Origin of the sequence: Vibrio sp. M260121 (genome assembly GCF_036533715.1) — a bacterium.
GTDB lineage: Bacteria > Pseudomonadota > Gammaproteobacteria > Enterobacterales > Vibrionaceae > Vibrio.
Genome location: NZ_JATABF010000006.1, coordinates 140,663 through 163,261, shown reverse-complemented (window position 1 = coordinate 163,261; position 22,599 = coordinate 140,663). Strand labels below are relative to the sequence as shown.

At 44.1% G+C, this 22,599-nt stretch carries 21 protein-coding genes and 1 pseudogene; 13 read left to right on the top strand and 9 right to left on the bottom strand.

Going from position 1 to position 22,599, the window contains the following annotated elements; genetic code table 11:
- Positions 1-242 precede the first annotated feature (242 nt).
- The 9 genes from QTO06_RS06080 (at position 243) to pheT (ending at position 8,703) form a co-directional block, all read left to right on the top strand.
- On the top strand, positions 243-788 hold the full coding sequence (locus QTO06_RS06080) for a GNAT family N-acetyltransferase (protein WP_331407174.1): 546 nt from the start codon (positions 243-245) through the stop codon (positions 786-788).
- Positions 789-847: 59 nt separating this feature from the next.
- Positions 848-1,132: a MazG nucleotide pyrophosphohydrolase domain-containing protein gene (locus tag QTO06_RS06075; protein WP_050904487.1), complete on the top strand. Its 285-nt coding sequence runs from the start codon at positions 848-850 to the stop codon at positions 1,130-1,132.
- Between the two features lie 15 nt (positions 1,133-1,147).
- Positions 1,148-1,528, top strand: a complete 381-nt coding sequence (locus tag QTO06_RS06070; RefSeq protein WP_331407173.1) for a RidA family protein — start codon at positions 1,148-1,150, stop codon at positions 1,526-1,528.
- A 10-nt stretch (positions 1,529-1,538) separates the two neighbouring features.
- Positions 1,539-1,928, top strand: coding sequence for a VOC family protein (locus QTO06_RS06065; protein ID WP_331407172.1), 390 nt, complete (start codon positions 1,539-1,541; stop codon positions 1,926-1,928).
- Between the two features lies 1 nt (position 1,929).
- Complete coding sequence (locus QTO06_RS06060) at positions 1,930-2,244, top strand: heavy metal-binding domain-containing protein (RefSeq protein WP_005443150.1); 315 nt, start codon at positions 1,930-1,932, stop codon at positions 2,242-2,244.
- Positions 2,245-2,795: 551 nt separating this feature from the next.
- Positions 2,796-3,605, top strand: coding sequence for a helix-turn-helix domain-containing protein (locus tag QTO06_RS06055; protein WP_331407171.1), 810 nt, complete (start codon positions 2,796-2,798; stop codon positions 3,603-3,605).
- A 337-nt stretch (positions 3,606-3,942) separates the two neighbouring features.
- The gene (locus tag QTO06_RS06050; protein ID WP_331407170.1) at positions 3,943-5,061 is read left to right on the top strand and encodes a GGDEF domain-containing protein; all 1,119 of its coding nucleotides are present in this window, start codon (positions 3,943-3,945) and stop codon (positions 5,059-5,061) included.
- Positions 5,062-5,295: 234 nt separating this feature from the next.
- Entirely contained in the window at positions 5,296-6,279 is a 984-nt protein-coding gene (gene pheS / locus QTO06_RS06045; RefSeq protein ID WP_005439802.1) for a phenylalanine--tRNA ligase subunit alpha, read from the top strand.
- Positions 6,280-6,297: 18 nt separating this feature from the next.
- Positions 6,298-8,703 (top strand): phenylalanine--tRNA ligase subunit beta, encoded by a 2,406-nt coding sequence (pheT, locus tag QTO06_RS06040; RefSeq protein WP_331407169.1) that lies wholly within the window; start codon positions 6,298-6,300, stop codon positions 8,701-8,703.
- Positions 8,704-8,825: 122 nt separating this feature from the next.
- Here the strand turns inward: pheT and QTO06_RS06035 are convergent.
- Positions 8,826-9,549 (bottom strand): annotated as a pseudogene (locus QTO06_RS06035) (metallophosphoesterase family protein).
- 337 nt (positions 9,550-9,886) lie between these two features.
- Here QTO06_RS06035 and QTO06_RS06030 point away from each other — a divergent pair.
- Positions 9,887-11,518, top strand: coding sequence for a glycoside hydrolase family 32 protein (locus QTO06_RS06030; protein ID WP_331407168.1), 1,632 nt, complete (start codon positions 9,887-9,889; stop codon positions 11,516-11,518).
- An 86-nt stretch (positions 11,519-11,604) separates the two neighbouring features.
- Here QTO06_RS06030 and QTO06_RS06025 read toward each other — a convergent pair whose 3' ends face one another.
- Complete coding sequence (locus tag QTO06_RS06025) at positions 11,605-12,522, bottom strand: aminoimidazole riboside kinase (protein WP_331407167.1); 918 nt, start codon at positions 12,520-12,522, stop codon at positions 11,605-11,607.
- Positions 12,523-12,758: 236 nt separating this feature from the next.
- On the opposite strand from QTO06_RS06025, the gene QTO06_RS06020 reads away from it, so the two are divergent.
- Positions 12,759-13,754 (top strand): LacI family DNA-binding transcriptional regulator, encoded by a 996-nt coding sequence (locus QTO06_RS06020; RefSeq protein ID WP_009705891.1) that lies wholly within the window; start codon positions 12,759-12,761, stop codon positions 13,752-13,754.
- 11 nt (positions 13,755-13,765) lie between these two features.
- Here the strand turns inward: QTO06_RS06020 and QTO06_RS06015 are convergent, their stop codons facing one another.
- Positions 13,766-14,644 carry an AEC family transporter gene (locus tag QTO06_RS06015; RefSeq protein WP_331407166.1) on the bottom strand — a complete coding sequence of 293 codons (879 nt, stop codon included), beginning with the start codon at positions 14,642-14,644 and terminating at the stop codon, positions 13,766-13,768.
- Positions 14,645-15,170: 526 nt separating this feature from the next.
- On the opposite strand from QTO06_RS06015, the gene ihfA reads away from it, so the two are divergent.
- Entirely contained in the window at positions 15,171-15,467 is a 297-nt protein-coding gene (gene ihfA, locus QTO06_RS06010) for an integration host factor subunit alpha (protein ID WP_005427969.1), read from the top strand.
- Positions 15,468-15,611: 144 nt separating this feature from the next.
- Here ihfA and QTO06_RS06005 read toward each other — a convergent pair whose 3' ends face one another.
- Positions 15,612-16,388, bottom strand: a complete 777-nt coding sequence (locus QTO06_RS06005) for a RelA/SpoT domain-containing protein (protein WP_331407165.1) — start codon at positions 16,386-16,388, stop codon at positions 15,612-15,614.
- A gap of 336 nt (positions 16,389-16,724) precedes the next feature.
- On the opposite strand from QTO06_RS06005, the gene QTO06_RS06000 reads away from it, so the two are divergent.
- Positions 16,725-17,375: a thiopurine S-methyltransferase gene (locus QTO06_RS06000; RefSeq protein ID WP_331407164.1), complete on the top strand. Its 651-nt coding sequence runs from the start codon at positions 16,725-16,727 to the stop codon at positions 17,373-17,375.
- A 79-nt stretch (positions 17,376-17,454) separates the two neighbouring features.
- Here the strand turns inward: QTO06_RS06000 and purT are convergent, their stop codons facing one another.
- From purT to sbcB, 5 genes are all read right to left on the bottom strand, one after another.
- The gene (gene purT / locus QTO06_RS05995; RefSeq protein WP_331407163.1) at positions 17,455-18,630 is read right to left on the bottom strand and encodes a formate-dependent phosphoribosylglycinamide formyltransferase; all 1,176 of its coding nucleotides are present in this window, start codon (positions 18,628-18,630) and stop codon (positions 17,455-17,457) included.
- Between the two features lie 147 nt (positions 18,631-18,777).
- On the bottom strand, positions 18,778-19,665 hold the full coding sequence (gene cdd / locus QTO06_RS05990) for a cytidine deaminase (protein ID WP_005439818.1): 888 nt from the start codon (positions 19,663-19,665) through the stop codon (positions 18,778-18,780).
- Positions 19,666-19,930: 265 nt separating this feature from the next.
- Positions 19,931-20,608 (bottom strand): LrgB family protein, encoded by a 678-nt coding sequence (locus tag QTO06_RS05985; protein ID WP_009705896.1) that lies wholly within the window; start codon positions 20,606-20,608, stop codon positions 19,931-19,933.
- A gap of 1 nt (position 20,609) precedes the next feature.
- On the bottom strand, positions 20,610-20,984 hold the full coding sequence (locus QTO06_RS05980; RefSeq protein WP_005439820.1) for a CidA/LrgA family protein: 375 nt from the start codon (positions 20,982-20,984) through the stop codon (positions 20,610-20,612).
- A 58-nt stretch (positions 20,985-21,042) separates the two neighbouring features.
- Entirely contained in the window at positions 21,043-22,464 is a 1,422-nt protein-coding gene (sbcB, locus tag QTO06_RS05975) for an exodeoxyribonuclease I (protein WP_020194844.1), read from the bottom strand.
- Between the last annotated feature and the right edge of the window lie 135 nt (positions 22,465-22,599).

The window sequence follows — 22,599 nt, the reverse complement described above, 5'->3', positions numbered from 1 at the left end:
TTACAATCCGGTAAGAAGACATGGGACTCTAGGTGGAGTGAGCCCCATAGACTTTGAGCTAATGAATTAACCCCCTGTGTCTACTTTTAAGGGGTCATTCCACTTTAAAATTTCCCGTTTCCCGTTTCCCGTTTCCCGTTTCCCGTTTCCCGTTCATATCCCAACTCTGACTAAATCAGTTGCTCTAATGGCAGCATTTGTTATTTTGCTTCTACTCGTCACGTCATGGATAAGGAGCATCTGTGTTACCGAGCTATTGGGAATCAAAGCGTTTAATCTTTTCTACTTTTGATGCAACACAGGCTGAGTTAGCCAAATCTCTATTCGATTCCAATCATCAAAAAGTGGCTTATGACCACACTTTTCGTGATTGGCCAATTGCAGAATATCAAGCGCTGATTTCAAAGAGCACTTTACCAAAACATCCCGATGACCTCGAAGCTTTTTACCTCAGAAAAATATCTACAAAGGAGGGGGAGGCGATAGGTTATATCCAACTCGAACTGAATTTTCCGTACAAAGGGTGTTTATGGATCCCTATGCTGTGTCTTATTCCTGACTACCAAAGTAGAGGCTTAGGAAAGGAAATCGTCGATAGCGTATTGGACATCGTTCTTGAGTATGCGCCTTTCGATAAAGCCATGCTAAACGTGTATGTTGAGAATACTGACGCTTTTCGCTTTTGGTTTAAGCAAGGCTTCAATCAGATAGAACAACTTGATGATACTGAGTATGAGTTAGGGCGCGAGTATCATTGCATTGTCCTCAGTAAAGGAATATCGCGTTAAATCATTCTGTTATCTATTGATGGTAGGGTTTACTAGAGCTGCAAACAAAAGGATTAGAAATGGACATTCGACAACTACAAGCGCATATAAAAGAGTTTGATCACGACCCGGAACAGAAGCACCATTACTTTCTCAAACTGATTGAAGAAGTGGGTGAGTTGTCTGAATCGATTAGGAAAGGTGCTACAGGTCAGCCGACAGAGGACACAATTAAAGGAACAATCGCGGAAGAACTCTATGACACACTCTATTATATCTGTGCTTTAGCCAATGTTTATGAGATAGATTTAGAAAAAACGCACCAAGTGAAAGAGATACTGAACAAACGAAAATACAACCGCTAGGGAAGGGGAAACTACATGGTTCAACGAATCAGTTACGAATTTTTGCCGCAAATTTCTGGTCCTTATGTTCATGCGACAAGACATTGTGAGACCTTGTATGTGTCAGGGCTGACAGCTATGGGTTCACCAAGTCAAAGTGAGAGCCTAATCGAGCAAACGAAAACGATTCTGTCTTATTTGTCGCAGATACTCACTGAAGAACAAAGAGAGAAACGCGATCTCGTCAAGCTGACGATATTTGTAACCGACATGAACCAATTGTCAGAGATCCGGTCGGTATTATTCGACTTCTATGAAGGGTATTTGCCAGCTTGTTCATTAGTTGAGGTAAGCCGTTTGATTCATCCTGACCTATCTATTGAGATTGAGGCAGTCATCTCATCTGAAGCATTGTAGAGAGGCTTTAATGAAAATAAACCGCTTGGACCACCTTGTACTGACAGTTAAAGACATTCAAACCACACTGGATTTCTATAAACAGGTTCTCGGTATGGAAAGTGTTACTTTTGGGGAAGGGCGTGTCGCTTTGGTATATGGGCGACAGAAAATCAACCTTCATCAGCTTGGCAGTGAATTTGAACCTAAGGCGAGTCAAGTAGCCTCTGGGAGCGCTGATTTATGTTTTGTGTGTGATACGCCAATTGCAAACGTGCTCTCCCACTTAGACTCCCATTCTATCGAGGTTATTGATGGCCCCGTTCAACGGACAGGTGCAATTGGTAACATCCTATCGGTTTACATTAGAGACCCAGATGGTAACTTAATTGAGTTATCTAACTATCTTACTGAGGTATAACATGATTTATTCAACAACCGAGACGATTCCTGGGCGAGAGATTGCCGAGATAAAAGGTGTCGTGACGGGCAATGTGGTTCAGTCAAAGCACATTGGGCGTGACTTCATGGCCGGTTTAAAAAGCATTGTTGGCGGAGAGATTCGAGGCTATACCGAAATGATGACTGAAGCCCGTAATATTGCTATTCAAAGAATGGTTGAAGATGCAGCGAACCTAGGAGCAGATGCCGTCGTCGGCATCCGTTTTACCACCAGTTCGATTGTCGATGGCTCTTCAGAGATTCTAGCATTTGGCACTGCAGTAAAGCTTGTTTAAGAGCGACAGGCCAGCACGATGTGTTGCTAACTCATGATCAATAGAATGCGTTAGTAAGCACCAACTCGACTACCCATTTCAAGTGAAACGCAGAATCTCGACCGTGATGTTTTGCGTTTGCATTTCTACCGCCTGCTTAATACCCCTCTCCTAAGTACTCAACTTATTGATCCTGATCGTAGTGTTCGCAAAAAATAACAGATTAGAGTTAGTATACCTAGGTTGAATAAGTATTCATTTTTGTTTGCATGTTTTATAGGGTAAATATTCTAATTATTTGTAATGCTTTAAGTCGGAAATACTCTGAAAAATCACTCGAGTTAGCAGTTAATGCGACGAACAGCATGCTGATTAACATGTTTATAATCTATTCTAATAACAACTCATAATGAAACTGAATGCATTTTAAATGCCATTATTAATGTCATAAATGTGAATTAAAGTATATTAATTCAAAGTTTTCTTATAAAAATATGAACTTATGCCTTGCGAAGTGATTCTAAATTGTTACAAATACTATACAGCTGTAACATTGCCATAAGGAATTGTAGATGAGAGAACTCACTCCCGAGTACTTGTTAGCCGCGTTACGACAAGCGATAAAAACCAAAGGGCTAACATATCGAGAGTTATCTGAGAAAATGGGCATGCCGTTGTCCACTTTTAAACGTCATTTAACTAGTACTAACCTTGCTCTAGATAAGTTGCTTGAATATTGCCGCGCGGTCGACTGCACCCTCGATGAATTGCAGAAGCTGGCAAATCAACTTCAAGCTGAGGATCAAGATTACTTTAGCCACACGCAAGACGAAGTCTTTTTCCAATTTCCTCATCTTTACGATTTTTATCGAGAGTTACGGATGCTTCGTGGGAAAGACGGCTATACCATCCTAATGAAAAAGTATGATCTTTCAAAACAAAGCATGTCAGATTATCTGGGAGCGCTTGAACTGCTCGATCTGGTTTATGTCGACGAGGAAAACAACATCACGTTGCATGGTCCTCTCTATTATAGTTATGCCGACAACTCAAAGCTTAATGACAAATATACAGAGCTCATAAAGGAACAAACAACGAAACAGGAAAAGTGTGTTCGTGTTGCATTATCGAGAATGAAAATAACAGAGGAGCAACTACTCGTACTTGAAGAGAAAGTTGCCAAAATCGTATTAGATTTTCATTCAAAGAACGTGGTGGCAGAGAACTTTAATGTATCAGATTTTACCAACGTACTTTTGATTGCCGGACCTCATGAACCTGTTACCTTTTCAGACGGTATAATCGAGACTCAGCAGCATTTTATTGATGACATTCGCTATGCAATAGCATCGGCAGGTGATAAACCTAGCTTATCTATATAGGAGTTTTCCGGAGTGTTAGGGAGAGTTTGAATGCTAAGTTTTTAACTCAACCATACACAGTTGGTGTTGACACTTAGCTTCTCATGAAGGAAATGCTTATCGGCTTGTAGCATCTTGTTCATGGGGGTGAGTTTATTTAGCTCTATTCAATACGACTTTAGATTAAATTAGAAGGCTAAGTCAAAAGTCGTACGGTATAGAGATCTACGTCATTATTTGGACTGACTATTAAAGCAATTAGTGATGTTTATCGTTACTATTCCTTATATTAATTGTGGTATTGGTTGCTGCACATAAGCAACTGAATATGCCAGCTCGTTGGTTAGGAGTTGTAACGGTGAATTCATTTCGTTGGGATAGGTATTTTGAAACTGGGATAGAGCTAGTCGATGAGCAACACCAGTACCTAGTTGAATTCATAAATAAATATGGTGAGCTTCTAGCGCACAACAATATATCACTGCAAGATATTCAATTAGCTTTATTTGAGCTTTCTCGCTATGCAGAGTTCCACTTCAAAGAAGAAGAGAATCTGATGCGAGAAGTTGGCGTTCACTACGATCACATTCAAAAGCATATACAGGTTCATCGTTCTTTCATGACAGACATTGTCAGTATGCAAAGCTTTATTAGTGATGAGAACAAAAAAGCAGCGGAGCAACTTCTTGATTTTCTAATTCATTGGTTGGCATACCATATTCTGGGCATTGACCAAAATATGGCTCGTCAAGTTGAAGCGATCAAAAATGGTAGCTCAGCGTTGGAAGCTTATGAAGCCGAAGAGCGTAAAGCTGACGACTCTACAGAGCCTTTGCTTGAGGCATTAAGCGCACTCTTTCTCCAAGTGTCAGAGCGAAATCGTGAGTTATTGAAGCTTAACTTGGTACTAGAAGAAAAAGTAGCCGAGCGAACTAAACAGCTATCTCAAGCCAATAAGCAACTGGAAGAACTATCACTCACTGACTCGTTGACTGGGTTACCTAATCGTCGCTCAGCAATTCGTACGCTTAAAGATTGTTGGCAAGAGCAGGATATGGAGCTAGAGCCTTTAGTTTGTATCATGATTGATGCTGATTATTTTAAACAGGTGAATGACACCTGTGGCCATGATGCTGGAGATATTGTGCTCTGTGAGTTGGCCAAGGCGTTAAGACATTATTTCAGAAGTGATGATATTGTCTGTCGTCTAGGTGGTGATGAATTCTTAGTAATTTGTTCAGAAACACAGCTAAAAGGCGGTTTACATGTCGCTGAAGCGGTAAGAAAGCAAATTTCTCATATCCTCATACCAACAGGTCTTGAGCCTTGGCGAGGCAGTATAAGCGTCGGTGTTGCTGAGCGTCGCAACGAAATGAAAACGTATACTGATCTCATCAAAGCTGCCGATGAGTCTGTCTATTTAGCCAAACAAAATGGTAAAAATACCGTGTGTTCAGTCCAAGAGCCATCGCTGTGATTAAGTAAGTAAAAACACAACTATAGTGTATCTAAACCGCACTTGAGTTTATTGAGTGCGGTATGAAGGTTTGTATGGTTAGTTGTTTTTTTGCGTTTTTGCCTTCTTTTTATTCAATAACCTCTTCTTTTCGTAATTCAATTTGGCATTGGTGGCTGGTTTGGCTACTATGTACAGCTATCAAAAAACCAATCACTCCTTTATGGACACTACCAATAGGTAGATGAGGAAACGATGCAACATCTAGAAGAGATCATTGCTAACGCGAGTGCAGCAATTGAAGCTGCAGAATCGCTAGTCGTACTTGATGAAGTGCGTGTTCAGTATCTAGGTAAAAAAGGTGAGCTAACTGCTCAACTTCAAAGCCTAGGTAAACTACCACCGGAAGAACGCCGTGAAGCTGGTCAAGAGATCAACAAAGCGAAAGGCGTAGTTCAGCAAGCTATCGCAGCTCGTAAAGACGCACTACAACGTGCAGAACTAGAAGCGAAGCTAGCAGCAGAAACGATCGACGTAACACTACCTGGTCGTCGTATTGAGAACGGTGGTCTACACCCAGTTACTCGTACTGTTGAGCGTATTGAGAAGTTCTTCGGCGAACTTGGCTTTAACACAGAGTCTGGTCCAGAAATCGAAGATGCATTCCACAACTTTGATGCACTAAACATCGCCGCTGATCACCCAGCGCGTACTGACCACGATACTTTCTTCTTCAACCCAGATTTGATGCTTCGTACTCACACGTCAGGCGTACAGATCCGTACGATGGAAAATGGTAAACCACCATTCCGTTTCATCGCACCAGGTCGTGTATACCGTAATGACTACGACCAAACGCACACGCCAATGTTCCACCAAGTGGAAGGCATGCTGGTTGATGAGAACGTAAACTTCGCACAGCTGAAAGGCATCCTGCACGACTTCCTATGTAACTTCTTCGAAGAGGAAGTAGAAGTACGTTTCCGTCCATCATACTTCCCGTTCACTGAGCCTTCAGCAGAAGTTGACGTGAAAGGCAAAAACGGTAAATGGCTAGAAGTACTAGGCTGCGGTATGGTTCACCCGAACGTACTACGTAGCGTGGGCATTGATCCTGAAAAATACTCTGGTTTCGCATTCGGTATGGGTGTTGAGCGTCTAACAATGCTTCGTTACGGCGTAAACGACCTACGTGCGTTCTTCGAGAACGATCTTCGTTTCCTAAAACAGTTCAAGTAATCCAGGGGATAAATCACTATGAAATTCAGCGAATCATGGCTTCGTGAGTGGGTTAGTCCTTCGATTACCACTGATGAACTAACTCACCAAATTACAATGGCGGGTCTAGAAGTTGATGACGTGCTACCTGTAGCAGGTTCGTTCAACGGCGTTAAAGTTGGTCACGTTGTTGAATGTGGTCAACACCCAGATGCAGATAAACTGCGCGTAACTAAAGTTGACGTGGGTGAAGAAGAGCTTCTAGACATTGTTTGTGGCGCACACAACTGTCGCCAAGGTCTGAAAGTAGCAGTAGCAACCGTTGGTGCTGTTCTTCCTGGCGATTTCAAAATCAAAAAAGCGAAACTACGTGGCCAGCCATCTCACGGCATGCTTTGTTCATTCACTGAACTAGGTATCGACGTTGAGTCAGACGGCATCATGGAACTAGCAGAAGACGCAGTAATCGGTACCGATTTCCGTGAATTCCTAGGTCTAGATGACGTAACGGTAGACGTAGACCTAACAGCAAACCGCGCTGACTGTTTCAGCATTCGTGGTCTAGCTCGTGAAGTTGGCGTACTAAACCGCGCTGACGTGACTGAGCCATCAGTAGAAGCAGTAGCCGCTTCAATCGAAGACAAAGTGTCTATCGAAGTGAAAGCCCCAGCTGCGTGTCCACGTTACCTAGGTCGTGTTGTTAAGAACGTAAACGTTCAAGCTGAAACACCACTATGGATGCAAGAGAAACTGCGTCGTTGTGGTATTCGCTCTATCGACCCTGTAGTAGACATCACTAACTACGTTCTTCTAGAGCAAGGTCAACCAATGCACGCGTTCGATCTAGCGAAGATCGAAGGTGGCATTGTAGTTCGTATGGCTGAGCAAGGTGAGAAGCTAACACTTCTTGACGGCAGCGAAGCAGAACTAAACGCAGATACACTAGTAGTAGCAGACCACAATAAAGCACTTGCAATCGCAGGTATCTTTGGTGGTGAAGAGTCTGGTGTAACAACTGAGACTAAAGACGTTCTACTAGAGTGTGCATTCTTTGCTCCTGATCACATCCGTGGTCGCGCACGTAGCTACGGCCTTCACACTGACTCTTCAATGCGTTTCGAACGTGGTGTGGATTACGCACTGCAAGTGAGCGCAATGGAGCGTGCAACTCAGCTTCTTGTTGAGATCTGTGGTGGTGAAGTTGCACCTGTTGTGGCTGTTGAGTCTGAAGTAGACCTACCTAAGCCAAACAAAGTTGCTCTACGTCGCACTAAGCTAGACAACCTACTAGGTCACCACATCGCTGATGCAGACGTAGTAGAGATCCTAGAGCGCCTAGGTCTGACTGTTGAAGCTTCAGAAGAAGGTTGGGTGGCAGTAGCGCCAACATGGCGTTTCGATATCGCTATCGAACAAGACCTGATTGAAGAAGTTGGCCGTATCTACGGTTACGACAACATTCCTAACCAACACCCAGCAGCAGCACTTAAGATGCACAACCACGTTGAAGCGGATCTTCCACTGAAACGCGTTCGTGATCTTCTTGTTGACCGTGGTTACCACGAAGCAATTACATACAGCTTCGTTGAGCCTGAGCAACAAAAACTAGTTGTACCTGGAGTTGAGCCTCTAGTGCTTCCAAACCCAATTTCTGCAGACATGTCAGCAATGCGTCTTGGTCTTATCCAAGGTCTGCTGAACACGGTTGTTCACAACCAGAAGCGTCAACAGCCACGCGTTCGTCTATTCGAATATGGCCTACGTTTCATCCCATGTGAATCTGCAGAAAACGGCATGCGTCAAGAGCCTATGCTTGCAGGTGTCATTGCTGGTACTCGCGGTGAAGAGCACTGGGATATCGAAACTAACACTGTTGATTTCTTCGACCTTAAGGGCGATCTAGAAGCAATTCTAGAGCTATCTGCGAACGAAAAAGCGTACTCTTTCGCTGCATTGTCACCTGAAAGCAAAAAAGCTAACCCAGCACTCCACCTAGGTCAATCTGCGGCAATCATCGTAGATGGCAAAGAAGTGGGCGTGATCGGTACAGTTCACCCTGAGCTTGAGCGTAAGTTCGGTCTAAACGGTCGCACTATTGTATTCGAAATCGAATGGTCTGCAATCAACAACAAAGTGATCCCAGAAGCGGTAGCACTTTCTAAATTCCCTTCAAACCGTCGTGATATCGCGGTAGTAGTGGATGAAGCTGTTGCATCTGGTGACATCGTTAACGCTTGTCTAGAACAAGGTGGCGAGTTCCTTAAAGATGCGAAACTGTTCGACGTTTACGTAGGCAAAGGCGTTGAAGAAGGTAAGAAGAGCCTAGCAATCGCTCTGACTCTACAGTCACTTGAGCGTACGCTTGAAGATGCAGATATCGCTGGTGCGGTTGACGCTATCGTTGCTCACGTTTCTGAGAAGTTTGGTGCGTCTCTACGTGACTAATCTCGCGTAACGTATCTTCTTAAGAAATGAAAACCCTGCCAGCTCGGCAGGGTTTTTTGTATTTTGGGAATAGGGAATAGGGAATAGGGAATAGGGAATAGGGAATAGGGAATAGGGAATAGCTAGAGCCAAATTGTCTCCACTTTTATCCTCTCACCTCCGAAGCAAATCTTATTCACACCAATCCTTTCACTTCGGTTGTATTCGTCAATACTGTGGTCAAAGCCATAAGCGGTCGCGGGTGCCATATGTTGAGTCACACCTTGCTGCGATATAGTCAGTGCATCATGTCCATGCCCGCAAATTACATCTTGAACTCGATGCTTTGCCAAAAGTGCAAGTAAGCTTGCATCGTTCTCCAAGCAAATCGCTTTCATCCAGTCTGAGCCAACAGGAATAATGGGATGGTGGAAACGACGATCGGGTTGGCGAAATGGCGAAGCTGTTTAGTTAAGACTGCTAAACCACGGTTATCAACTCGGCCAGAGCCTAAAGGATGTCGCTTATCCAATGGTTTTGCACTTGAGTTCAAAAATATAACCTCTCGTCCATGGAGCTTGGCTTTATCGACAACGGCGATACAACTTCCACGCAGTTCTTGTTTCATCAGTTCATGGTCATCATGATTACCAGCGATGGCGAAGATACGCTTATCTCGGGTGTGTTGTTCTATGAAGTTGACTAGACTGAGGTAAGCGCCAGGTGAGGGTTGCAACACAGATCGCCAGTGAGAAAAAGAGCATCGCAGGATGAATCATTTTGAGCACACAACAGCGCTTTACGCAGGTTTTCAAAGCTAGATGGATCGCTTAAGTGACAATCGCTGATCTGGAAAATCGACTTCATGGAATTTCGCAATGTAACGTTTGGTTGAATGGTTTCAGTGTAACACTTAACCTCTTGGTTTTAATAGTAAACCTCTACGTTGCTTATTACCGCTTTGTAAGAAAGCTAGATCTAAATCTTCCACTGGTTAATTGGATTTTTAGGGAACGTTCTCAATCGTGAAGAACAGCGTAGCAGCTAACGAGAACTTAAGTACTAAGCCATAAATTTAAAGATGCTTTAGAGTGTTGGGTTGATCACGGTTTTTGCTGTCTATGATCCGCTGTTATCTATGAATTCGTTATTTGATATGTTATTTTTTGCAAACGTTCCCAATTTGAGTTTTAGGTTAAAGTAAATGTCGTTAGCACCATACATTGCCGTTTGTGGGGGAGTTGAAAACATCTCTCGCGTTTTGATTCCTGATTCAGACCTTATTTTTGAAGTGCGTGAACACACGCTAATTCAAGACTCTGAGCTGATTGAGCAGCTACAAGAAGTTCAGGGAAAAATGCAAGTGAGATTTGTGCGCTCAGATTCTGTCAGTGCGGAAGCATTACTTCAGCTAGGAGAGGCTATCGCCAAAGAACAAGCGAAACGTTTTGAATCACTTCAAGAGCCTGTTGAATGTGAGCACCGTCCTTTATGGCATATAACGCCACCACAAGGTTTGCTTAACGACCCAAATGGTTTTGTGTTCCACAATGGCCAATACCACATGTTTTACCAATGGTATCCGTATGGGTGCGAACACAAAGATAAGCATTGGGCACATTTAACCAGTACTGACTTGATCAACTGGGAATGGCAACCCGTTGCGCTCACGCCTTCAGATTGGTTCGATAGTCATGGTGTATTTTCTGGTCATGCACTTAGCCAAGAAAACGAGTTGATGTTGTTCTACACAGGCAATACACGAATTGGACCGCAACGAGATCGTCATACAACTCAGTGCTTAGCGACTTCAACTGATGGTGTGAACTTCGTTAAGCATGGTCCGGTGATTGGTGAACTACCTCCTGATGTAACACCACACATCCGTGATCCTAAGGTGATTCATCACGATAACCAGTGGCTAATGCTATTGGGTGCGCAGACGGAAGAGCTAAAAGGGCGCTTAGCGATTTACAAATCTGATGACTTGTATCAATGGACGTTTGATGGTTTGTATGGCGATGAGTTTGGTGACTTCGGATATATGTGGGAATGTCCGGACATGTTCAATTTGTCTGAGCAGAGCTTTGTTGTAATTGGCCCGCAAGGCATTCCTTCGTTTTCTGAACACAACTCAATTCCTCACCATAATGGCATCGTGAAGGCAAATTGGAATGATAAAGATGGCCTTCAGTTGAGCGAGTTCCAACACCTCGATTTTGGTTTTGATTTTTACGCGCCACAAACCATGCTTACGCCAGATGGCCGCCGTGTTATGTGTGGCTGGATGGGATTACCAGATGAAATCGATCAACCGAGTTCAGACAATGGCTGGGTACATCAATTGACGACAATGCGTGAAATGAGCTTCCGTGATGGTAAGCTGTATCAATATCCAATTCATGAGCTTGAATCGCTAATTGAATCCACAAACGAATTTGTGTTGAACTCCGATGGTATGGATATCGGAGCGAAGTCTTTCGATTTAACTATCACGTTGGAGTGGGGAGACGAGTTATGCCTCTTCGAAAATACAACGCAAAAACTGACGATAAAAGCGGATGACGTTGAGCGTCGATTGATCTTAGATCGTTCTAAAACATTGAATCGAGCACAAGACACGGTTCGCGAATTGCCTCTAGAGTCTGGCAAGATTGAACTGCGTATCTTAGCGGATACTTCTTCTGTTGAAGTGTTTGTTAACGGTGGTGAAGCGGTGATGACGTCGCGTGTGTTTACTGATGTCGATGCGACACGAATGTCGCTACAAGGTGGAGAGCGAAAAGCAACTCTGCATTATTTGAAAGCGGCAACAGCGCCTTTCCAAAACGTTTAATTCTAAAAACGACAAATTAAAAAAATCCCCGCGATTGCGGGGATTTCTATTTTATTACCTAAGCTTCAAGCTATAGCAATGTTGTTTTAGATGTAAGCCAACAAAGCATCTTGAGTTGGTAATGCTGTCATCGCGCCTTTTTGCGTCGTCGCTAGAGCACCACAACCATTTGCCCAGTTAACTGCTGAATGGATCGCTTCTTTGTTCGCCCACTCATTGTGTTGAGCTAAACGAGCCAGCAAACCACCCACAAATGCGTCGCCAGCGCCTGTTGTATCTACAGGCTTGACGGCTTGGCCCGCAATCAGTTCTTGTCCACCTTTGAATACAACCAACGCGCCTTTTGCACCTTGAGTAATAAGGACAAGCGTATTATTGAATGCTTTTATGGCTTCAAGACCCGTTTCGAGTGAGTCCGTGTCGGTTAGGAATAGCAGCTCATCGTCAGAGAATTTCACCACATCAGCCAGCTCAATTGCTTGGCGAACCACAGGCTTTAACTCTTCTGGGTTCGCCCAAACTTCTTCACGCAGGTTTGGATCAAAGCTGACGAAACCACCGGCTGCTTTAATATCTTGCATCGCTTTTAATGTGCTGCTGCGGCTCGGTTCGTTTGCTAGTGCGATTGAACATACATGCAGCCATTCACCCTGAGCAAATTCTGGGATGTCAGCAGGGACTAGGAATTGGTCTGCACTTGGCTTCACCATAAAAGTAAAACTGCGTTCACCTGAGTCATCTAAATCTACAATCACAGTTGATGTACGCTGTGCTTCATCCAACAGCATGTAATCTGTGTTGACTTGTTCTTGTGCCAGCGTTGCTTTCATGAAGCGGCCCAAAGGATCTTGACCAACACGGCCAAAGAAAGCACTGTTACCGCCTAATCGAGAAATAGCGACTGAAACGTTGGCTGGCGCGCCACCGGGGCATTTCAAATACGTGCTTTCTGTATCTGGAATCAAATCAACAACGGCATCGCCAGTCACCCAAATCTTACTCATAACTACTACCTAAAATAGAATCTAATCACTAACTACATTTTTGCTAAATCGTTTTAGCTAATCAATATTTATTTGAACCAAAAAGGTCAACATGACGTTAATTGTGATCTTAACCATGATCTAGAGTGTTTGCCCAAGCGCAAAGTAGGGGATTGTGATGGCTTTCATAATTAACCTGAGTATCATTGGCGGGATAATAAAAAAGCCCAAGCTTAAAATAACCACGGAATGACCAGGTGAAGAACAAAAAATTAAAGCTAGCGGACATTGCAGAACTGGCCGGAGTGTCTAAATCCACAGTCAGCTTTGTCTTAAATGGACACGCCAAGAAACACCGAATCAATGAAGACACTGTAAAACGTGTCCAAGCTGTCGTCGCGGAACACAATTATGCACCAAGCCTTTATGCCCGCGCTTTAAAAGCGAAAAAAACGTATACCTTGGGCTTGGTTATTCCTGATTTGGCCAACATGGGTTTTGCTACAACCGCTAAGCAACTCGAGAAGCTCGCTCGAAGCAGTGGTTATCAGTTGTTGATCGCCTCTTCTGAGGATGAACCTGAGCAAGAACAAGAAGCAGTAAAGAGCCTATTAGAAAGACAAGTTGATTTACTGATGGTCGCAACGTCTATGTCTGACGATAGCTTTTATCAAGAAGTCAGACAGTCTACGCCTGTGATCTTGTTTGACCGTGTTATTGAGCAGCAACAGATGACGACAATCAAAACCGATGCTCACAACGCCGCTAAACAAGTCGTAGAGAAGTTAGGTAAGGAAGCAAAAGAGTGCGCTTACTTTGGCGGTCAGTTAGAGCTGTCTCCAAGTAAAGACCGTTTTGCTGGTTACCAAGCAGGGTTGGAGCAAGCCGGAGTGAAATTTGAAGCGGCTTTAGTTAAACATAAGGATTACCAACCCGAGTCAGGTTATCAAATGATGCAGGAAACCTATCAAGAGTTAGGTCGCCTTCCAGAACGTTTGTTCGTTGCTTCTTACTCCATACTTGAAGGGGTTTTGCGTTTCCTTTCAGAGCAGCAACTGCTAAATGAAGAGATGAAAATTGCGACGTTCGACAACTACGCTATTTTGGATTGCTTACCAATTAAGATAGATTCGATTGAACAGGATTGTGATTTGATTGCGCAAAGCTTATATGAAGCTGGCAAAGCACTGCTAACCGATCCAAAACACACCCCGCAGCAAGTGGTGCTTCCTGCGAAGATCCACTATCGCTAGGGCTGATTTGCTCAAGAGAGTGAAAGGGTAAACAACAGCAGTAGCGGCAACGTGATTATGCTGAAGAAATTACCAAACAACACCATTGAAGCGACTGTCATTGGCTCAATGTTCAGTCGCTCTGCAAACAAATAGTTCATGACGGCTGGTGGCAGCATAGTGAACAACACCATCATTTGCAGTTGCATTGTCGGCAGTGGGATAAACCAATAGATTAATGCAAATGCGATCGCACCAGTCCCAAGCGATTGCACGGTACACATAAGACCTACCTTTAAACCTCCTAATCTCAGGTTCAACATCTGGGCACCCAATGAAAGTAACATCACTGGTACCGCTGCTTGTCCGAGTAATGCAATCGCCTCATATAATGGGTTCCAAATGCCAGTTCCTGAAAGATTAATAAACAAAGCGAGTGAAGCAGATAAGAAAATCGGCATCTTAATGATCTGTTTGAAGGGATTGCCGCTACTGAGCAGCATTACACCCAAACTGATGTGTAAACAAGCAGAGACAACGAACAACAGCACTGCCGAGGGTAAAGCGAGTTCACCGAACGTATACGTGAACAGCGGGATCGCTAAGTTGCCGCTATTTCGGAACATGTGTGGTGGTGCCCATGCTTTAAATGAAAGACTGGTCAGTTTAGCAATTGGTAGCATCACAATGCCGGGAACGACGACAGCAATAACAGCAGCAATCAAGAGAGGGGCTTGATCCATGTCGAGAGGCATGCTTACCAGCGATGAAAAGACGAGTGCTGGCGTGAACACATCCATATTAATGCGATTGATGGGGCGAAAATCTGGTCTGATGTAGCGGCCAACGAGATAGCCAACAAAAACCAAAGCGAATACAGGGAAGAGAATGCTGACGACTTGGTGAAACATGTTGGCTCGCTAGTAAGAGGGCGGTATGTGAAAACAGTATCAATGTTTCCAGTTACCGTCATGGAGTAACATGCAGAATTTTGCCTTCGTTCAGGCTTTCGTTTTTCAATTCACCTAGCAGAATAGGTAAAAAAAGTATGCTGAATGTGACTGGTTAGATCTATTTTTGAAGTGACTCAAACTACTGAAAAACAGAGAAGTTTTGTGTCAATTGTTTGTAAAATAGCCAGTGTCTGACATTTTTATTAAATAGTGATTAATGTTGTTTTAAGGTTTTAAACTAGTTATTTAAACTGGATATTTTTCTCGATAGAGAGGGAATTAAAGTAAAATCTGGAAATGATGGTAGGTAAAGTACCGCAGTGGTAAAACATTCGGTATATTAGCAAAGAAAAAAGTTGGCGAAAATCATAAGCTTGGCATACACTTCCTGATGTAACCCCGATATGTTGTTGAATTGGTAGGGTAAAACTGCTCTGGCGCTACACTAGGTAGCATTGTTTAACATAGCTTTGAGGAAAGTTTTATGGCGCTCACAAAAGCCGAACTTGCAGAAAACCTGTTTGATAAATTGGGATTTAGTAAACGGGACGCCAAGGAAACGGTGGAAGTGTTCTTTGAAGAAATTCGTAAGGCACTAGAAAGTGGCGAACAGGTAAAACTGTCAGGTTTTGGTAACTTTGACCTTCGTGACAAAAACGAACGACCTGGTCGTAACCCGAAAACTGGTGAAGATATTCCTATTACTGCTCGACGTGTCGTTACGTTCCGCCCGGGTCAAAAGTTGAAAGCTCGCGTAGAGAACCTAAAGGCAGACCAGTAAGCCATGTAACATGGAATGAGACCACGCTTTGTCGTGGTCTTTTTGTCTGTACGCTTCGTTACTTACTAAAGAACAAATAAAAAACCACCGCAATTGCGGTGGTTTTTCAGTATGGAGGAAATCAGTTTCTAAAAGACAGCTTGTTTATGCAGCTTCTAGGTGTGTCGTCAGGTACGGATGCCAAGCTTCTTGATACAAGTTTTTCGATTGAGTGCGCATGCTGCAAATCGAAGCTGTCTCGATATCATTTAAGTTTCGGCCTTCTACCAGAGCTTGACGCTCCAGCTTCTGAATTTGTTCGTACAAATCATGCTCCGGGCCATTCTTAACATCAGCAATGGCTTTAAGGTGCAGTTGAACTTCAGCAATCAAATTCGTTTTAGGAAGACGTACCAGTAAGTTTAAGTCACGGTAACCAGATGCGGTTGGTTTCTTAAAGCGGTTTTTCACTTTAACGATAGTTGTTTCACGTTCTAGTGCTTCATATACGGATACAAGGCTTGCTACGTCATCCGCTACGATAGTTGCTCGTGCTAAGTCTGTAATTCGCTCTACTTGACCATCCAATTCGTGAGCAATCTTTTCTTCGGCACGATGTTGAGATTTAACGCCTGCGAAGTAAGGTTGGGCGTCAGTAAGAAGGGCAGTACTTTTACAGATGGTTTCTAACTCGAATTGTGCTTGGTGAGCTTTGCTGTAAAGTACGTCGAAATCTGAATAAGGCTGAGTTGGTTTGGAGTCGATTGACTGAATGCCATACAAACCACTAAGGCTATGCTTAAACAATTTTGAGCAAACTTCGTTTTGGCTAGCAGAACGGTTTTGTTGCTCGTTACTCGGGACATTTGGAAGTGCGGCGAACGCCGGCGCACGGCTTAGTACTAAAAGCATCAATGCTGTAGTACGTAAAAATAAGCTCATTCACTCTCCTTAACTTGCTTGCACTTAGAAAATGGGTAACGAAAAGGTCACTAAGATTCGCAAATCAGGTACTACCTAGTTAATGGGGGCTCTACGATAGATTCCAAGGCCGTTTTTTAGCCTTATGGTGGAATCGTGTTCTAGATCACCATTTTGCTTTCCTTTGTTCTGACAACCAGATAAAGGAAGGGTTCATTCTTGAACGATAGCCATACTACCATTGCAGTATTAACCAAAGATGAACGGCATAGACAAATTTGAAAAAATCATTAGTCTTACCCCACAAAAGCGAAGCGCAAAGCTCGAATCCACAATCAGCCGACAAGTAGAAGTAAAATGAGAGATCAAGAATTTTGGCACAGTAAATGGGCGAGTAACCAAATTGGTTTCCACCTAGATGACGTGAATCCACTGTTACCTGCATTCTGGCAGCATACCAACCCTAAACGTGAAGACACCGTGTTAGTTCCTTTGTGCGGAAAGTCAGAAGATTTGGTATGGCTTGCGACGAAGCATGATGATGTGCAGGGTGTCGAACTCAGCCTTATCGCCGTGCGTGCGTTTTTTGCTGAACACTTCTACACTCCGACGGTCACATCACTAAACGGCATGCATGAGTTGTATCAGTTCGATGAGCTGTCGATTTACACTGGCGACTTCTTTACTGCACCTGTTTCTAAAGCCGATATCATTTACGACCGTGCTGCGCTTGTGGCTTTGCCGCAAGAAATGCGAGAAGAATACGTAGCTCGTCTTAAGCAACTGTTGAGCCCTGGCGGACGTATTTTACTTGTGACTCTTAACTACCCACAGGATGAGATGTCAGGCCCTCCATTTAGCGTGCCAGTCGAAGAGATTGAACAGCTGTTTTCGGGTTATAAGGTGAGTTGTTTGAATGTCGATCAAGCCGACGAAAACCATCCAAAAATTGCGAAGAAAGGTCTAAGTCGCTTCTCTGAAGAAGTCTACTTAATAGAGAGCGAATAAAGGACTTTTCGAACCCACAGAAAGAAAAAGCGCAGCCAATTGAGCTGCGCTTTTGTCTATCTTTAGCTGATTAATGAAATCAGTAAACGATCTGCACTTTAGATGCGTTATTCACTGCATCTTCAATCGAATCTTCAATAGTCTTACGACGCGTTAAAACAACGCCTAAGCGACGACGACCGTCTATTTCAGGTTTGCCAAACAAACGTACTTGGGTTTGTGGCTGAGCCAGTGCTTTGGCAACATTGTCAAAGCGGATATCAGTTGATGTACCTTGCCCTAAAATAACCGCTGATGCTGATGGTCCATACTGAACTATGTTGTTGATCGGCATTCCAGTGAACGCTCGAACATGCAGTGCGAACTCAGACATTTCTTGAGAGATCATGGTTACCATGCCAGTATCGTGTGGGCGAGGGGACACTTCGTTAAAAATAACCTTATCGCCTTTAACGAACAGCTCTACACCAAAGAGACCGTAGCCACCCAGTGCATTAACGACTTTCTCTGCCGTGTATTCAGCCGCTTTGATGGCGTTGTCTGACATTGCTTGTGGCTGCCATGATTCACGGTAGTCACCATCTTCTTGACGATGCCCAATCGGAGCACAGAAGTGCACTCCATCAGCTGCGCGCACGGTTAGCAGTGTGATTTCGTAATCAAAGTCAATAAAGCCTTCAACAATCACACGCCCAGCACCTGTACGACCACCTTCTTGTGCGTAATCCCAAGCCGTTTGAACATCTTCTTCTGATTTGATAACGCTTTGGCCTTTACCAGAAGAGCTCATCACTGGCTTAACAACACATGGGATACCAACGTGTTCTACTGCTGCTTTAAAGTCCTCAAAGCTGTCAGAAAATTGATAAGGGGAAGTGTTTAGGGCTAACTCTTCAGCTGCAAGGCGACGAATGCCTTCACGGTTCATTGTCAGCTTAGTTGCTTTCGCTGTAGGAACAACGTTCAAGCCTTTCTCTTCTAACTCGACCAATTTATCGGTCGCGATAGCTTCAATTTCAGGAACCACGTAAGCAGGTTGTTCTTTATTAATGATCTCTTCCAGTGCCTGACCATCAAGCATGTCGATGACGTAGCTACGATGGGCCACTTGCATCGCAGGCGCATTGGCGTAACGGTCGCACGCGATCACTTCTAAACCAAGACGTTGGCATTCAATTGCCACTTCTTTACCAAGCTCACCAGAGCCTAAAAGTAATACACGGGTAGCATGAGTGCTTGTAGCAGTACCGAACATAGTGTTCCCTTACAAAATAAAGTGATGAAACCGAATTTGCAGGGGATCATACTGATTTTTATGCATGAAGCAAACGTTTGCGCAGGGTTTTTTGATAATAAAAAAGCCCTACACTGGGTAGAGCTTCTCGCTTAGCGTCTGGATAAATTAAACGTTCACAAAACTCACTGGAATATCAGGGTTTAGCGCTTCTAGCGTTGATTGAGTATCGGCTAGGTGGCTGATCTTGCCTTGTGAGTTCTCAACCAGAGCAGCAGCTTTGATGTCTTCAAACTGCTCACCAGCCATCAGGATTTGAATCAATGCAACCTGAAGTGGTGGAAGGCTAGGGTTAAACGCAGCATTTTCTGCGTAAGCGCCTTGGAATACGCGACCACTGTTCATCTCAAGAGCAATACCGCTCAAGTTGTTAGTGTAAGGCGCGTGGCTGATGTTCATCGCGCTCACCGCTTTTTGGATAAGAGCGTCATCTTCATCACACACAAACTCGTGTTTTACATCTGCCATTAGACCAGATTCGATGCCTAAGTCTGCAGGACCAAAAGCTTCTGGAAGGTAGTGGTGTAGTGACTTTTCTTCACGTTCTGGCAACTGGATCTTAAGCTCTTTTGCCGTAGTTAGCTCATTCATGAACTGACGACAGTGACCACAAGGGCTGTAGTTGATGGTGATGTCTTTCACACCATGTTCGCCTTTCATCCAAGCGTGGCTGATCGCACACTGCTCAGCATGAACGGTTTGACCCAGTTGAACGCCGAAAAACTCCATGTTCGCACCAAAGTAAAGGCGACCAGATAGACCGCGAACAATCGCACCGACATAGAATTCAGAAATTGGAGCGTAAGAAAACGCTGCGGCAAAAGGAAGTAGAGCAACACGAAGCTCTTTGTCTGAAAGGTTGGTAGCGTTCAGCAGCTCATCAAACTGTTGCTCAGAAATAGTGGCATCAAAATCGTCAGCGAGAACGATAGGAGCAAGATGTGTTGAAAGTGCTTCAGGAGCGCTTGCTAGCGCCTGTTCAATGCGACTTTTCATGTTGAATCCTTGTTATTGCATGGACAGTTATTCTATGTGAAAGATGGAAATGTTCTGTGCTTTAGATCACGTTAATGTGTGTAATGGTGATTTACGTTACATAATTAGAGTGAGCTCACACATGTATTCGATTTCACGACGATTTAACGTTATCTCTGTCCCACTAATAACTATATCAACGTATATTCATACTGCGAATTTTCTGGATGAGATTATGACCTGCCCATTTTATCGGGAAGCAAAGTAGAGCAGGTCATTGAGGTCTTTATTGGTATAACCAAACAGCCAAAGCAAAGAAGCTTGGCGCAAGAATAGAAGTGATGATGCCACACAGCACCAAAGCTAGAGATGAGAAAGCCGCATCGCCAGGCTGTTTTTCAGCACATGTTGCTGTCCCAAGTGCGTGAGAGACAGTACCCATTGTAAGGCCGCGAGCGATAGGGTGCTTAATGCCGATAAGGTTGAAGATTGGGTAAGCCAAAATCGCCCCAAATAAACCCACAATAAGCACTAAAATAGCGGCAACAGCGGCTTCACCACCTAAGTGACTAGAGATTTCCATCGCGATAGGGGTGGTTACCGATTTGCCCACTAAGCTTGCGATGAGGCTGATGTCTGCTTTGAATGCAACGGCGATCAGTGTCGCTGTTAGCATCGACATCACGCTGCCCAAAGAGCAAGCCAGTGCGATAATGCGCCAGTTGGCTTTGATTTGAGGTAGCTGCTCATAGAGCGGATACGCTAGCGCAACAACAGCGGGCTGAAGCAAGAAGCTAATATACTCGTTGTCGGCGTAGTAGGTTTCAAACGGCACTTTCAAAAAGGTGAGTAGAGGGATCAATACTGCGATGCTGATTAAAAGCGGGTTTGCGATTGGGTTGTTAACCTTAATTGCGATTTGACGAGCGGCAAGGAAAACCACAATAGTGACAAGTAACCACATATTAGTGTTTCTCCTTCAGCAAGTAATCTAAGAACCACGCTAAGCTGACCAATACGATCAGTGAACCGCCTACTGCACTCGCAATAATTGGCAGTGCATTCGCCAACAACATATCAAAGTGCTGCATCAAACCAACACTGATTGGGACGAATAATAAGATCATGTAGCGAATGAAAAGCGTCGCGCCAGGCTTAACCCATTCGACTTTGACAAAGCCAAGGGTCATAGAGAAAAACAGCACAAGCATGCCGATGACACTTCCAGGAACAGAAACGCCAGTGAATTTTTGAATAGTGTTGCCGATGCCAAGTGCTCCCATGATGAGTGCGAGGGAAATGAGCAAATGGACCAGCTGTAGTAATCGATCTTTAATCATTTTGACAGCATATAAAACAACAAGCACACCCGAAGGTGCGCTTGAACAAGGTAAGAAATTAGGAGGCTAAGCTCTCTACATAACGATAGACGGATTTTAGTATCGCTATCTTCTTTTCGTCACTTTCATGTTCGTGAACTAAGTTTTCTAAATTCAGCATGTACTCTTCAATTTGGCTTTCGAAAACTTCACGACAGTGTTGTGCCCAACGTCTTTGTTCTTGTTCATCCAGTGTGCCGGCGTAGTGACGGGCACGGTAACGGAACAGCAACGGCTTGATGCGTTTGTCATCAAACTCAATATCCAGCGCAGCAAGGTTATTTGGATCTGTTTCACGAATGATGTCCATCGCTGCGCGATCTGCTGGTGAAAAGAAGCCATCGTACAGTTGCGTATCCACATCATCGCTCTTTTCGAACTCACGCTCAATAGAGAATAGACTAATTAGCTTCTCACGGATTTCTGGGTGTTGACGCAGCAGCGCTAGATTACTCAAACATTTCTGACGGTCGATTCCAATTACTTCTGCGTTCTCTGCCGTTAACGTTTTAGCTGGAGCAAGAATAGGGCACTTGTTCAGATGCACGAGCTTTACGGGTACAGGCAGTAAGTCACCTAGCTCTTCACGTTTGGTGTACAAACGCTCTTTTAACTCTTCTGCTGAAAGCTCAAGGATAGGCTGAGGATCTTTGGCTAAATCAATCGTGATGACGGCGTTATTGTTGGTTGGATGCCAAGCAACTGGCACAATCCAGCTTGTGTATTGGCACTCACGTCCCATCATGCCTGACACGTGCATCAATGGCGTCATGTTTACAATATCGACTAACTCGTTCAGCTTGCGCTTGTTACGCATCGAGTAAAAGTAATCAAACAGCTTTGGTTGCGCGGCTTTGACTTTCTTCGCCATCTCAATAGTAGCAATTACATCTGCCATAGCATCGTGAGCATTGCTGTGTTCAATGCCGTTAGCCACGGATAAATGCTCAAGCTTGAAACTCGTAAAGCCTTCATCATTCTCCGGCCATTCCACACCTTCAGGACGAAGGGCATGACACGCTCGCATCACATCGAGCAAATCCCAGCGCGAGTTGCCGTTTTGCCAGCTCCACGCATACGGGTCGATAAAGTTGCGGTAACAAGTGTAACGTGTGACTTCATCATCGAAACGGATGCTGTTGTAACCAAGGCTTGTTGTGTTTGGTTTAGAAAGCTCAGCGTGGATCTTGGCGATAAACTCAGGCTCAGGTAGGCCCTCTTGCATGGCTTTTTGTGGCGTAATACCAGTGATCAATGCGGCTTCTGGTGAAGGGAGATAATCAGCCGGTGGGCGACAGTACATGACCAAAGGTTCACCGATGATATTGAAGTTTTCATCAGTGCGAACGCCTGCGAATTGGCTTGGACGATCTTTGGCTGGACTTGTTCCCCAAGTCTCGTAATCAAAAAAGAAAAAAGTGGGCTGATTATCTTGGTGCATTCTGCTTACCGTTTACGGAACCGATTGAGGGTATTAGACCATTCAACGCCTTGACTCGCAACGAAAGATGCAAGGTGATGTTGTGAAAATAGAAAAGCCGATGGGAAAACCATCGGCTCTTGTAAAGAATTGATT